Source organism: Nostoc piscinale CENA21 (assembly GCF_001298445.1).
GTDB lineage: Bacteria > Cyanobacteriota > Cyanobacteriia > Cyanobacteriales > Nostocaceae > Nostoc_B > Nostoc_B piscinale_A.
Genome location: NZ_CP012036.1, coordinates 31,828 through 46,146, shown reverse-complemented (window position 1 = coordinate 46,146; position 14,319 = coordinate 31,828). Strand labels below are relative to the sequence as shown.

Here is a 14,319-nt window from a genome sequence, read left to right as displayed (position 1 = left end):
TTATTACCTATATTCACCAGAGCGAATCACTGTTCCCACAGTCGCCTGTCCTAACACAGCCTCGACTAAATTTCCAGGAATATTGCCATCAATTATCCAACAATCGATTCCCCAATCAGAAATAGCCAAAAATTCTTCTACCTTCTGAATCATCCCACCAGTGACATCTATTGACTCACTTTTGCCGATAGCAGCTTTAATTTGAGCATAATTGGCTGGTGTAATCTCAGGTATCACTTGCCCATTTTGGTCATACACACCACGATAATTCCCAACATTGATGAGTTTGACTTGGTAGTTACCTTGAATATGAAAATATTTGGCTAACTCTACTAATAAACTATCAGTAGAAATGATAGTACCACCAATTACTTGATCTAATACAACATCACCGAAGATCGACGGTATGAAGCCAGCTTTTAAACTGTTTTCAATTACCGAAAAATCTGTTTTCACTAGCTTTTTATTCTGAGTAACTACCATCGTGAGAGGTGGTAAGCTCACTACTGGCAAACCTGCTTCTAAAAAACAATTGGCTAGTAATCTATTTAAATCTAAAACATCTTGGTGAACTAGACAAAACCCTAGTTTATCAGCATCACAGAAGACACCATTGATAGTATTATATTTATGTGCTGACTGATGCCCAAAAGAACCAGCGCCATTGCCAATAATCATTTTCAAACTAGGATTTTGCTGCTTGATTAAACTAATTTCCGTAACTAGTTTTTGCATAGTTTCTAATCGAGCCGTGTATGGTTGGTTCTTATCGGTGATTAAAGAACCTCCTAGTTTAACTAATACTAGCTCTAGCATGAAATCTCAAGACGTGGGAATCACTAGCAAAAAGCTTACCACAATGAATTTTAAATCATCGAGTATTAACTGTCTTAAAAAACAACTAATAAGCAACAGTTATATTGCTGTTGCTTATTTATTATGAACATATTTTTGCAGAATTCATAAGTTAAAGACTAGAATTCTGACATATATATATTGGTTATGTATCAATCATAGAAATTATCTACTCTGATATCCCGTAAAATTTCCGAAACCTGCCATCCTGAATTGGCGATGGATAAAACTACTGGGTTATCTCGCACAGGAATATAGTTAGGCTCTCTAGTTTCTACTACATTGACTACTGGTTTTTCCTCAACGGTAGTTTCTTGGCTCTCAAAATCATCTATTGAAAGATTTTCTTCTTCTATCTGTTTTATCTTTTTCAGGATTAATTTTTCGGATTTTTTGATGAGTCGTATATCCATGATGATTTGTTAAGCCTTCAAGTGTGACAAAGAAATAATCAGCAGAAAGTAGATTCTGAGAGAGTTCAAGAACTTCTTCCAGAATCTTGCGCGAAATCCGCAAAAAAGTTTTATGAACTTGGGTGTTGAAAAAATTGCCTAAGAAAATCTAGGATACATCAAAATTGATTTAAAATCCGTAGACTCAACAGAAAACTTTTTGAAATCGTAGATGCAAACTTCAAACCACCATAAATACTATCTATCCAGCACAATCAGGTTTATCTAATCAACTCGCTAGATTGTTTCTATGTTTGTAGGAAACTCTCTGCTGCTTAGATGAGCTACGTGGCAAGGAAAATCTACCATGATTTAGACAGTTACCAATTTTATCAATGCTTGAGTGCGATCGCATTTTAGAATGGAGGAAGCGATCGCTACATAATTGCAGATATAATTTTCAAACTGTTGGAGTGCGTCTGCTAAACATGAAGAAGGACACAATCAAGCAGATAAAATTTATTAATTAGTAGGATTTCTATAAAAAAAGAATCCTCGAAACTTCGAGGATTCTTTTTTTAAATCAGTTTTTAAAGAATTTAGAAAGGTGCGATCGCTAAACAAACTACAGCTAACATGGCAGCTACTACATAAAATACCGCCACAACTTGTAATTCTGACCAGCCACCCAACTCTAAATGATGATGTAAAGGAGCCATTCTAAATAATCTTTTGCCTTTACCATCTGGGCCTTTTGTAGCTTTGTAATAAGCCACCTGTGCCATCACAGACAAGGTTTCAACAAAGAAGATACCACTGAGGATAAATAATGCTACCAAGCTGTTGGTTAACAGTGCCACCGCAGCTAACGCACCACCTAACGCCAGAGAACCAGTATCACCCATAAATACGCGGGCTGGGTTGCGGTTGTGTGCCAAGAAACCTAAGCAACTACCACTTAAAGCCGCACAAAAAACCATCAACGGTAGGGAAGTTGGGGCGACTACAGCACCTAAAGCCAGAAGTGCGATCGCAACAGTTCCACCTGCTAAACCATCAATCCCATCAGTTAAATTAGTTGCATTACTCTCTGCCACCAGCACAAACCCTGCCAACGGCCAAAACAGGAAACCTAAAGGCAGTGCAAAGCTCACCCAAGGCAAAGCAATATTTGTAATATTAGAAGGTTGATTAAAGATTAACCATATACAAAACAGCACTGCAAATCCAATTTGCAAAGCTAATTTCATTTTGGGAGAAATCCCTTTGTTGGACTTGCGGCGGAGAATTTGCCAGTCATCCATCCAACCGATAAACCCATAGCTCAGGGTTAATGCGGAGACAGCAACAACTTCTGTGGCAAAATTAGACATTATACAAGCAACGATCGCCGCTACCGGGATGAAGAATATCCCGCCCATTGTTGGTGTGCCTGCTTTTTTGAGATGAGCTTGTGGCCCATCTTCACGGATAATTTGTCCTGTTTTGAGTGCTTGTAGTAGAGGTACTACCACATAACCCACAGCAGCCGAAATCACCGCACACAACAATAAAGGCATCGTCAGTGATGTGTTTTGCCAAGGCAATCTACTGCCCATCAAATCACAAATTACTGCTGCTAAACCCAGCCCGGTGGCTAAGGCAGAAGCGAGACCGATACCAGAAAAAATGTTTAATCCTTGGTTAGGAGACAATTTAGCGTCCACAGGATGTTCCCTTCACTCCACACTACAAAATTTAATTACAGGGACGACAGCTATCACCAAGTCCCTAGCCTGCTGGCTAATCTTCTTCAATAGCTATATCGTCATCATCATCATCAAGATAGTCGCCAATGCCATCTTCTCCACCGAGAAAATCTGAGATTTCTTCGTTTTCTTCTTCGGAAAAATCAGGTTCATGCACATCACGCGCTATTAAACGACCATTGGATTGCAACCAATCTAAGAGGGAAGATTCTTGTTTTAATGGAATTACGGCTGCGCGTTGGTTGCGTGGTTCTTCACGTAAGGGAGAATTCAACATATCGACGAAGAAACAAAATGTTAATGTAACTAGACATTAAGCAGTCTATCACTTGAAACGTAATAATTTAGTTATTTATTGATTCAAGTCTTGCCTGCTGAAATCCGTAAGTTAGCAAAAATATTTTATTTAATAGTGGTAGTACAGATAGGAATAAATTCTTAAGACTTTTAAGAGCTTGATACATAGGGCAACAATAATTCGACTTAAGGTGGATGAATTTTAGACATTTTTGATTTGGGGTAATAAACAATGATGGGCAAGACGGCTTTAATCAATGCGATCGCACCAACCAATCGTGGTTTATTGGCTACTGAACCACAAAAACAAGCTATCTTAGCTGCGATCGCTAATTTAGAAGACCTCAACCCAACACCACGCCCAGTAGAAGCAAGCAACTTGCTCAATGGGAATTGGCAATTACTTTATACCACTAGTAAGGCGCTTTTAAACCTAGATCGTTTACCTTTTTGTAAACTTGGTCAAATTTATCAGTGTATTCGGGTAGAAACTACCAGCGTTTACAACATTGCTGAAATTTATGGCTTACCTTATCTCGAAGGATTAGTCAGCGTAGCAGCTAAATTTGAGCCAGTTTCCGGTCGTCGCGTCCAAGTAAAATTTAATCGTTCTATTGTAGGTTTGCAACGTTTAATTGGCTACATTTCACCAGAAAATTTTATTCACCAAATTGAATCAGGTAAAAAGTTTTCGGGAATTGATGTCCCAATTAACAGCGAAAACCAACAAGGCTGGTTAGACATCACTTATATAGATGATGATCTCCGCATTGGCAGAGGTAACGAGGGTAGCGTATTTGTTTTAACTCGAACATAAAGTTTTCCTTTTGTTTGTTTTGGCGAACGAGAACGAAGTTATTTCATCATGTACGCTTTGTCAAGGAGGGTATGACCCCATTCTAAGTATGAGTATTTTGCTTAGAACCTAACGTGAGGAAGATATCAGACAAAAAAGTAGGAAGTGTGAAGTCTAAAGTATGAAATCTTATCCTTTAGCCCTTTGGGTGACGCTCCTAATGTCGCTAACGTTGCGCTAACACAGTTGCTCATAGGGAAAACCCCCAAGACCACGCTGTCTCACCTCCTGCCTCCTGTCTTCTGCCCCCTGCCCCATGACAAATCAGATAAATAACTTAACAAACCCTCTAGCAACGACCTTCAGGTTGTAGAGTGAAATCAAATAGCCCTATATATCGGCAATTGATAACTAAAAGGGAAGATAATCATGGTTCAACGTGGTTCTAAAGTACGTATTCTCCGCCCAGAATCCTACTGGTTCCAAGATGTCGGCACCGTGGCTTCTATCGATCAAAGCGGCATTAAATACCCAGTAATCGTCCGTTTTGATAAGGTAAATTACTCTGGTATTAACACCAATAACTTTGCCTTAGATGAACTAATCGAAGTAGCTCCTCCGGCTAAAGCTAAAAAATAAGTAGCAAAGCTCAAAGGGGATTCTTTAATGGGATGATGAAGGGAAGCTTTAAGTATGTAGAATGAAGCCTAAAGTTTCAGTTCTCTCATGCTTCCTCTCAGCCTACTCTAAGTCAGAGAAACTGCCATGCGGGTATTTACGGTTTCTGTTCGAGAGAATAGATATTTACCGCTAAGTGCGTACAGTACTTCCTCTCATCTGTCCCAACCAGAATAGGCAAGGGATTACGTCCCTGATCCTCTTCGATGATCCCTAGATAATTTGCTTACTTATCAGTTCCAATGCCTGAACTGCCTGAAGTTGAAACAGTCCGCCGGGGTCTTAATCAATTGACCCTGAATCAAAACATTACGGGTGGAGATGTGTTGCTAAATCGCACCATCGCCTACCCGTTTTCTGTTGATGAGTTTATTCAAGGAATCCAAGGTAGTGCCGTCATGACTTGGCATCGCCGGGGTAAATATATTCTCGCTGAACTATCCCCAGGTAGTTCACCAACCCAACATAGGCGTGTAGAGGTAGCAGGGGAGCAGGGAGCAGGGCGCAAGGGAGAGAATCTTTCCCCTCCGCTCCCTGCTCCCTGCCCCGAAGCCAGCCACCACGCAAAGTTCTCTGGGCAGACTACTGGTGCTGGCTACCTTGGGGTGCATCTGCGGATGACTGGTCAATTATTATGGCTGCACCGTGATGAACCATTGCACAAACACACAAGAGTCAGACTATTTTTTGGGGATCAGCAGGAATTGCGCTTTGTTGACCAACGTACCTTCGGTCAAATGTGGTGGGTTCCCCCAAAAGTGTCGATAGAAAGTGTCATGACTGGTTTAGCTAAATTAGCAGCCGACCCATTTGCACCAGAATTTACCGTTGAGTATCTGGCGGCTAAACTCAAAAACCGCCGCCGTCCGATTAAAACCGCATTATTAGATCAATCTGTCGTCGCGGGATTAGGTAACATCTACGCCGATGAAGCATTATTTAAATGTGGCGTGTTACCAGAAACATTGTGTACAGATTTGCAACCGCAGCAAATTGAACAGTTACGCAAAGTCATCATTGAAGTTTTAGAAACCAGTATTGCGGCTGGCGGTACAACCTTTAGTAATTTCCTCAACGTTAAGGGGATCAACGGTAACTATGGTGGTGTCGCCTGGGTTTACAACCGTGCTGGAGAACCTTGCCGAGTTTGTCACAACGTGATTCAGCGAATTCGTTTAGCTGGCCGTTCTAGTCATTTTTGTCCGCAGTGTCAAAGTTAGTTTTATATGACTTACCGAAACAGTGCTAACTGAGTAAAAAGTAAAATTAATTGCACTCAGTTGACAAGTTGTGGCTGTTCAGATCCCCGACTTTTTCAAAAAGTCGGGGATCTATGACTTATCATAATTTGTGTGGCTGACTACTACTAAATCGATGTTTCACGATTTATTCATCTGCGGTTGAGTACATAATTCTTACAAAATTACGCCTTGATAAAAAGCGATCGCACTTATGCTTTAAATGTCAACACCGGACTTAACTTGGCTACGACATCCACCATTTGCGCTTCTACCTGCACATCAATCACAGACTGAATTGGCTTATAAGCTGCGGGTGCTTCTTCAATTCGGCGTTCTGCACGCAAGGTAATACAGTCTACGCCTGTTAAGCCCAGTTCTGACTCAGTTTGAGATGCACCTTGGCGACTCAGGTCAAATCGACTCCGAATTCTGCCAGCGCCATGCGAAGCTGAATTACAAAAAGCTGCATTGCCTTTGCCTACCATAAGATAAGAGTCAGCCCCCATTGAACCGGGAATAATCACAGGTTGTCCTGAATGGGCGGGACAAGCACCCTTGCGTGTTACCCATCCTTGACCTTCAGCTAAGGTGATATTGTGGGGTAAGTCGTAAACTAAAGGTGCTTCCACATCACCATAGACTTCTCGCAACCGCAGACGTAGCAGTTCTGCCAATAATAGGCGATTGATAAAGCCATAATTAGCAGCCGTCGCTTCAGCTTTGAGATAACTAGCAACTAATTCTGGGTGAGAATGCACTGATAAAGGAAAAATCTGGGATTCTGGATACTTCAGACCTTTCGGCCAAGTTGCTTTCGTTCGGTCTCGCCACATTCCCCCAATGTACTTACCGACATTGCGTGAACCAGAGTGAATCATAAAGGCTAATTGTCCTTCTCTGATTCCCCAAGCATAAGCAAGGGAGCGATTTTCGATTTTTTCAACTTGCTGTACTTCAACAAAATGGTTGCCAGAACCAATCGTTGCCAGTCCTCCATCCCTTACCAGTCCAGTATCAGGAATTAATTCTTCTGGTGCTAACTTCCAGTCACCCTCCATTGCACCACCTAAAAATATAGATTCGCTTTCCTGGGAAATTTGCTCCAAGTCTGATTTAACAAAACTACCCGTCGGTTGATCAAACATCGCATCTAACCAACCAAGAACACCATACTGAAATAATGCTTTCATTGTGTGGCTGGTCATGGTGACATCTCTTGTACCAAAGAAGTAATCCCCCTTCATCCGTTCTACAAATAAGTCCCGCTGAGAGAGAAATTGATCAATGGTCAAATCGGCAACGTGTAACCGCATTCCACAGTTAATGTCAGAACCGACAGCAGCAGGGATGACTTGACCAACAGTTTCAACTACGGAACCAATGGCAATACCCGCATCACCAGGATGAAAATCAGGTGTGGCACAGGCACGACAAACGCATCCGCCATTGGGGTGACGCACATTTGCTAAATTAGCTAGTTGCTTCAGTGCTTTAGCTTCAATGGGAAAGCCTTCTGGTAATAAGACTTCAGCTATTGGGACATCAGGAGAATTAATCAAACGAACAGAATAAACACCATTAAAATAATTGACATCCAAACCTTGTCGTGCTAATGCACGCAGGAGACGTTGAAGATTTTTGGGCTGCATGAAAACTCCATGAGAGTCTGAAAAAGACCCTGGTTTTAAATTGATTGCAGAGACATTGGTTCAGCAGCCGCGCGTCTCAAGTATTTTTAGGGGTTATTTTCCCAGGACTATGGGGAAAATAACGGGATAATTTTTAGTATTTTGCCTATTTATTTTGGTAACACAGACTCTTATGGTCTGGCAAGGGGGATATGTAAGGCGATCGCACTTTGATTTGATCTTCATCGGAGCGATCGCACTCACAAAAATACAACAGATGATGTCAGCTGTCACCTACTCAACTAAGGCACAATCAAAACTGGACAAGGAGAAAGATTAATCACTCTGGTTGTCACACTATCCGTTGCACCTTCATCTGTTAAGCCCAGTCCACGACAGCCCATAATAATTAAATCCGCGCCGATTTCATCAGCCACATCACAAATAGTAAACGCTGGTTTTCCCTGTCTTTCTAGAATTTCAGACTGAATACCTTGCTGTGAAAACAAAGCTTGGGCATTTTCTAGCAGTTTAGCAACTACCTCTGGTGACACCATTGGATCAGAACTGGTTGCTTCTGTGGCGGTTTCCTCAACCACAGATAGCAAAACCAAGCGGCTACCGTACTTCTGCACGACGTTAGCCACTACATCAGCAGCTTCTCGTGCTTCCCGACTTTGATCGATTGGAAATAATACTGTCTTAAACATATCTCTCCTCCGCACCCCAGACTCCGGTAAAATCTTGATGGTTATACTTTCAAAACGATAACAAAAAGGCAATCAGGAGGGTTTGGCTGTGTCCAAAAAAACTTTAGCAAGTTTATCTGCGGCTGATATTTCTGGTAAACGCGCTTTTGTGCGAGTTGACTTTAATGTGCCTGTGGATGACCAAGGCAACATCACAGATGATACCCGCATTCGCGCCGCTTTACCAACCATTAAAGATTTGACGCAGAAGGGCGCTAAGGTCATTCTAGCAAGCCATTTTGGTCGTCCCAAAGGTGTAGATGAAAAATTGCGTCTAACACCTGTTGCCAAGCGCCTCTCTGAGTTGTTAGGGCAAGAAGTTGTTAAAACTGATGACTGTATTGGTGATGAAGTGGCGGCTAAAGTCGCGGCGTTAGCAAATGGCCAAGTGCTGTTACTAGAAAATGTCCGTTTCTACAAAGAAGAAGAAAAAAACGAGCCAGAATTTGCAAAAAAACTAGCTTCTAATGCTGATTTTTACGTAAATGATGCTTTCGGTACAGCCCACCGCGCCCATGCTTCTACAGAAGGTGTGACTCATTACCTGAGTCCTTCTGTGGCTGGCTACTTGATTGAAAAAGAATTGCAATACCTCCAAAGCGCGATTGAAAATCCTCAACGTCCTTTGGCTGCAATTGTTGGTGGTTCCAAGGTTTCTAGCAAAATCGGCGTTATCGAAACTCTCCTAGAGAAGTGCGACAAGCTAATCATTGGCGGTGGGATGATTTTCACCTTCTACAAAGCCCGTGGTTTGAATGTTGGTAAGTCTTTAGTGGAAGAAGACAAGCTGGAACTAGCGAAATCTTTGGAAGCAAAAGCCAAGGAAAAAGGTGTTACCTTCTTGCTACCTACAGATATTGTCTCGGCGGATAAATTTGCCCCTGATGCCAATGCAACCACTGTCAGCATTGAGAATATCCCTGCTGATGGTATGGGCTTGGATATTGGCCCTGACTCTGTAAAAGTCTTCCAAGAAGCTTTGGCTGATTGCAAAACTGTGATTTGGAACGGGCCTATGGGTGTGTTTGAGTTTGATAAATTTGCTGTCGGTACAGAAGCGATCGCACGTACTCTTGCAGATATCAGCAAAACAGGTACAACTACCATTATCGGTGGTGGTGACTCTGTTGCGGCTGTGGAAAAAGTAGGTTTGGCTGACCAAATGAGCCATATCTCCACCGGTGGCGGCGCAAGCTTAGAGTTACTCGAAGGCAAAACTCTGCCCGGTATTGCGGCTTTAAATGATGCGTAATTAGAAGTATGAAAGATGAAATATAAAATTTCATCTTTCATCTTTGCTATTTAATTTGCCAGCCACAAAGCCAGATTACGAACATAAGTTTTAATATCTTCTAAAGCCAGTGGCTCGTTTTTCATCCCGTCTCCAGGCAGTTCATCAACAAAACTAGGACAGCCTTTAGTAATATCCCAGTTATAATCCACAAAATGATGAAAACTGGAAGTAGCAACAGTACGCCCTAAGTTATTACCTTGTGTATCTTGGTAATGGTCAACCGCCACAATTAAATTAAAATCACGACCAGTAACTAAACTTTTTCCTAAAGCAATTACCTGCGCCTTGGGATGACTGGGAGGTATACCAATACCGCCTTCGTGGGGATGTGCAGGAAAAAATTCAATCTTGCCTGATGGTGAATTGGGATTTTGTAATAGTTCGTGAATTGGTTCAATAACAGTTATTTGTTGATAGTCACCATTCGCCCCAGAATGATAATTAGGCCAAGAAATATAAGTTGTATATGGATCATCTCGACACCAACGAGATTGATCAGGGTCTGGGTTTTTGCTGTTGAAATAATGGATATCACCAATATCAATTAAATCGCACATAGAACAGCCCATATCTTGATGGTCGCGGGTGGTTAAAGTTCCGCCACCACGTCGGCGAAAAGCGTTAATTCCCGCAATATCTTTTGCTGTTAAACCATCACCAACATCTAAAGCAAATAACCAAAGTTCATCAAAATCAGATTGGTCAATACTACCTAAAATGGGATCATTGCCTTCTGCATCGGAAATGCGATCGCGTGCTACAACTGTAAATAAATAATTACCCGCTTCATCTTGAATAGATGCTAAATACTCCTGGAGCATTGAGAATCGAAAAATACTCCAGTCGTTTTCAGTGGTGGGAATTGTTGTTTGTAAAAGAATCTTAATTGGTTCTGCCATACCCTGTGCAACTTTATGTATTAGCCACTAGAGGTAACTAATACCACAATAGAGTCTATGGGTATAGCGATCGTTCAACACTTATGCTAAATTGTGGCAAACTTTCATTACTTGATTTTGACACGGAAACGAACAAAACCATAAGAATTATTTGGTACACCTTGTGCTGTAGCTGGCGATAAACTAGTCAAACTAGAGTCTGTAATATTCACTACTACAGCCCCATTTGTATTATTACCGCAACTTACAGCTGTAGACGAATCATAAAAAAACTCCTCGGTCTGAATCTGCTGCATTAGTTAAATAAGCATTAGTAGTACCAACAGCAAATGCAATACCCTGATTTCCTCCTAAACCATTGTTAGGTGTTAGACCATTAAAAGCATTTTCAATAAAAGTAGTATTAGTTGGAACTAAATCACAGAACTTCACATTAGTAGCACTACTACTACCATTAGAGAGGAAATAAATAGTGTACTCCACCTCATCTCCTGGCTTGACATCAGTAGCACTTATCTTGCCACGCAAGTAACCACTCGGCCATTTAGAATCATTATCATCAGTACCCGCACCATCGACACTATCGTTTAAATCGTTATTATTAATGCGGGTAATGCGTTTTACTAACACTATCTTGGGACTACCATTATTATTAACACCTACGCTAGTGACTCTAGTACCCACATTATCCGTATCTCTCGTTGGTAAATAGCTGGGACATCTACTACTGGCGTTGGTGCTAGTCGTTCTTTCCCAACAAGCACTGGTGTTGGTATCATTACCATTTCGAGTTAAACTAATCGACTCACCATCAATAGCCCCAGCTAGGGACGCTTGGTCAGTACTGTCCCAAAGATTGAGAGAACTTGGCGGAGGTGTGTTAATAGCATTGCCTGTACCATAAGCAATGTAATCAATAATCTGATTTTGGCTATCGTATAACCAGACATCATCACCAGCGTTAGTCAGTCTGTTTGAAGACAGACCCATCCAAAGTTGAACAGCTGCTCCTGTAGCTTGGGTGTTAGCGTTATTAGAACCTATCCAAATAACAGCGTACTCTCCTGACCGTAGAATTGTACCATTGGGAAATGTGTAATTAATTCTATTTGATGAGCTTTCAATGTTATTAGCTATGAGATTACCGTCCGCTAACTTGAAACCACTTAAATCAACAGTTGAGGAGGAAGCATTATAAAGTTCGATAAACTCGTCTAGATTATTAGTTGTTTCGTTGTACAGCACTTCGTTGATAATGACTTTACCAGCTAATGGTGAAACTGTGTATTTAAGAATATTTCCCACAGTAAATAACGTAGGCTCATCATCTCCCGTATTACTAGGATTGTTCCCTGTATTTACCCCATCATTAGCAATCTGGATAACGTAACCACCAACACTGGGCGAATTAGTATTAGAACCAGCAGAATCTGCATCTGTCACCACAGTACCAGCAGTCACAGAAGGATTATCTGGCGTACTAAAGGTAGCACTTGCTTGGTTACTGATAGGATTACCATTATTAGCACTATTAATTGTGGCAGTAATTGTAATCGTGATTGTATCACCTACACGCAAAGTACCTGAATTAGTCAACGCACCAGATCCGTTGTAATTTGAATTGCGTGTAATGTTATTTCCCGAAGTAGCACTAGTAATTGCAGCACTCACAAAAGTTAGCTGACTTGGCAACGTATCATTAATAACAAAATTAATAGCGTCGCTAGTCCCTGGGCTTAAGTTTGAATAGGTGATGGTGTATTGAATCCTATCGCCCACAGTCAGCGTATTGCTATTATCATTGTCCGTAAGAAAGCGAACAGATTTAGTACCTCTGACATTAGCTTGCTTATCTGTGGTGATTACCAGAGTGCTGAATACTGCTTGGCTAGGGAAGAAAGTCCAAGTGTCAATCCCTTTGTAGTCGCCATACCTGCTATTAAATTCATGTTCGCCTCCAGTGCTACTGATACCTCTAGAAGCATTCCGAGGGCTAGTAGCTCCTGTGCCATCTAAACTGATAGGTGTTCCATTGGCAGTAGTATAATTACTATCGTTGTAATAAACAGTGGAAGTCCCAATATTTTGCCCATTCTGATCTTGAAAGTTAGGAAACGCCCCTGGGGGATTTTCCATAGTGATCTTAAATCCTAAAGAGTTATTCTCTGCATCTAGTAAGGGGAAATGATATTCACCTCCTCTAGTAGTGATTTGGGCATTATATGGCTGATTTCCTGGTCGGGGTTGTAGGTTTACCCCGTTAGCATCCTTCCCATTCCAAGGCACAACATTTTGGCCAGGAAGCATCACATTTTGTAGTACTCGGTCTACACTAGGATCGAAAATGCCATCTGTGTTGGTGTCAATAATAATTTGATAACTACCACCAGAAGTCGCATTAAAACTAAAATTACCTCCCACACCCACAAAAGTTTGATTACCACTACCACCAGTCCCACCAGTAAACAGAAAATTTTGAGGTATAACTGGTGGTGTTGCCGTTAAAGGAATTCCCACAGCAACCAGTGTTTCTGTTGCAGGGCGATTAAAGAAAACTAAATGGGTGATGTCCGTCGCGGTGTCGGCTACATCGGGACGTTGAACTTTGACGTTACCGTCAAAGTTAAGAGTATTATCAGATGGAGAAGTTATGGAGTGATAGAGTGTTGAATTATTAGTACTATCAATATATCCCCGGCTATTAGCAAAAAATATAAAGCCAAATGGATCAAGGCCATTCATTTCTGTTCGATAGCGATATCCATCTTTTGTTTGAATAAATAGCTGAGAATTAAGTCTTACATCAGAAGGCGCACCATTTATACCAGCATTTTCCCCCATATTCAGGGCAACATAGTTGCTAAATACTCGCCCTTTTTGAGGCACGCCATTACGACTAACTGTAATATCCCAAGCGGCGACAGTTGCTCTCTGGTTAATTCCAGAAAATTCTGCGGTTGTAGTCACAGGCGTAGGATTGGACGTACTATTAGCAGTCTGGGAACGAAACTCTACTTCATAAATTCCTGTTTCTGTCGCAGTGAATTGACAAGGTGTATAGCCACCAGGAGTTAAAGGCTCAGGCCCTTTACTTTCTTTGTCAAGGGTATCAATCAAACCATAACCAGTATTAAGAACATCACAAGAGCCATTCTGACCGTTGAAAGGGCTGCGGTAGACGATATCCTGGGTGTTATTGTGAACACTAGAGCCAAGATATACAATTTCTCCTTGTTCAACATACACTTTTAGTGTAGTTTTAAAAGGAATTCCTGCTAATGTTATAGTAGAAGACCATACTAGATAAGGTCTGTATCCACCATTAGCTATTAACTCTTTGCTACCTTCCGCTTGGCTTGATTGTATTCCCTGTCCCAAAATACATAAACAAAATGCAAGGCTAGTAATTAATTGTCGTGAGTTGCTGTTGGGTAATATATTTTTTATTTTGCTTTTCATAGGTTTTTTATATAATTTGGTAGCGTAGAAACGCGAAATTCTGCATCTCTACATTTTTGGATGAGGTATTTTCATTGATTTGGTTGAGTCGGTCAATAATAATGATGTCGTGTATATGATTGGGGATGATTACATAGGTTTTAATGTATCTCTAATTAAAATTACTAGGAGTTTTTGCCTAAAAAATTGAGTTTATTTGACCAATTGTCAATAGCATTACTTGACTAGTATTAAAATTCCCAAAAAATGGGAGCGATCGCTTACACAACAGTCATAAAATCCG

12 protein-coding genes are annotated in these 14,319 nt (G+C 41.1%); 4 read left to right on the top strand and 8 right to left on the bottom strand.

Annotated elements, in window-relative coordinates; translation table 11 throughout:
* Window positions 1-3 precede the first annotated feature (3 nt).
* The 4 genes from ACX27_RS00200 to ACX27_RS00185 all read right to left on the bottom strand — a co-directional run bounded on the left by ACX27_RS00200 (window position 4) and on the right by ACX27_RS00185 (window position 3,272).
* Window positions 4-816 carry an isopentenyl phosphate kinase gene (locus ACX27_RS00200; protein ID WP_062286967.1) on the bottom strand — a complete coding sequence of 271 codons (813 nt, stop codon included), beginning with the start codon at window positions 814-816 and terminating at the stop codon, window positions 4-6.
* Between the two features lie 191 nt (window positions 817-1,007).
* Window positions 1,008-1,268, bottom strand: a complete 261-nt coding sequence (locus ACX27_RS00195; RefSeq protein ID WP_062286966.1) for a hypothetical protein — start codon at window positions 1,266-1,268, stop codon at window positions 1,008-1,010.
* Window positions 1,269-1,846: 578 nt separating this feature from the next.
* The gene (mraY, locus tag ACX27_RS00190; protein ID WP_062286964.1) at window positions 1,847-2,953 is read right to left on the bottom strand and encodes a phospho-N-acetylmuramoyl-pentapeptide-transferase; all 1,107 of its coding nucleotides are present in this window, start codon (window positions 2,951-2,953) and stop codon (window positions 1,847-1,849) included.
* 76 nt (window positions 2,954-3,029) lie between these two features.
* Window positions 3,030-3,272 (bottom strand): DUF3134 domain-containing protein, encoded by a 243-nt coding sequence (locus ACX27_RS00185; RefSeq protein ID WP_062286963.1) that lies wholly within the window; start codon window positions 3,270-3,272, stop codon window positions 3,030-3,032.
* Between the two features lie 252 nt (window positions 3,273-3,524).
* Between ACX27_RS00185 and ACX27_RS00180 the strand changes: the two genes are divergently transcribed.
* The 3 genes from ACX27_RS00180 (at window position 3,525) to ACX27_RS00170 (ending at window position 5,986) form a co-directional block, all read left to right on the top strand.
* Window positions 3,525-4,109, top strand: a complete 585-nt coding sequence (locus ACX27_RS00180) for a PAP/fibrillin family protein (RefSeq protein ID WP_062286961.1) — start codon at window positions 3,525-3,527, stop codon at window positions 4,107-4,109.
* 408 nt (window positions 4,110-4,517) lie between these two features.
* A complete protein-coding gene (locus tag ACX27_RS00175) occupies window positions 4,518-4,727 on the top strand; it encodes a photosystem I reaction center subunit IV (protein ID WP_062286960.1) in 210 nt (69 codons plus the stop codon).
* A 281-nt stretch (window positions 4,728-5,008) separates the two neighbouring features.
* Window positions 5,009-5,986: a DNA-formamidopyrimidine glycosylase gene (locus tag ACX27_RS00170; RefSeq protein ID WP_062286958.1), complete on the top strand. Its 978-nt coding sequence runs from the start codon at window positions 5,009-5,011 to the stop codon at window positions 5,984-5,986.
* A 230-nt stretch (window positions 5,987-6,216) separates the two neighbouring features.
* Here the strand turns inward: ACX27_RS00170 and ACX27_RS00165 are convergent, their stop codons facing one another.
* Both ACX27_RS00165 and ACX27_RS00160 read right to left on the bottom strand, forming a co-directional pair.
* Window positions 6,217-7,656, bottom strand: a complete 1,440-nt coding sequence (locus ACX27_RS00165; RefSeq protein ID WP_062286956.1) for an RtcB family protein — start codon at window positions 7,654-7,656, stop codon at window positions 6,217-6,219.
* A gap of 281 nt (window positions 7,657-7,937) precedes the next feature.
* A complete protein-coding gene (locus ACX27_RS00160) occupies window positions 7,938-8,345 on the bottom strand; it encodes a universal stress protein (protein WP_062286954.1) in 408 nt (135 codons plus the stop codon).
* A gap of 88 nt (window positions 8,346-8,433) precedes the next feature.
* On the opposite strand from ACX27_RS00160, the gene ACX27_RS00155 reads away from it, so the two are divergent.
* Window positions 8,434-9,636: a phosphoglycerate kinase gene (locus ACX27_RS00155; protein ID WP_062298045.1), complete on the top strand. Its 1,203-nt coding sequence runs from the start codon at window positions 8,434-8,436 to the stop codon at window positions 9,634-9,636.
* A gap of 50 nt (window positions 9,637-9,686) precedes the next feature.
* On the opposite strand, the gene ACX27_RS00150 is transcribed toward ACX27_RS00155, so the two are convergent.
* On the bottom strand, window positions 9,687-10,577 hold the full coding sequence (locus ACX27_RS00150; protein ID WP_062286952.1) for a hypothetical protein: 891 nt from the start codon (window positions 10,575-10,577) through the stop codon (window positions 9,687-9,689).
* A 261-nt stretch (window positions 10,578-10,838) separates the two neighbouring features.
* Entirely contained in the window at window positions 10,839-14,036 is a 3,198-nt protein-coding gene (locus tag ACX27_RS00140; RefSeq protein ID WP_062286948.1) for a lamin tail domain-containing protein, read from the bottom strand.
* Window positions 14,037-14,319: the final 283 nt, after the last annotated feature.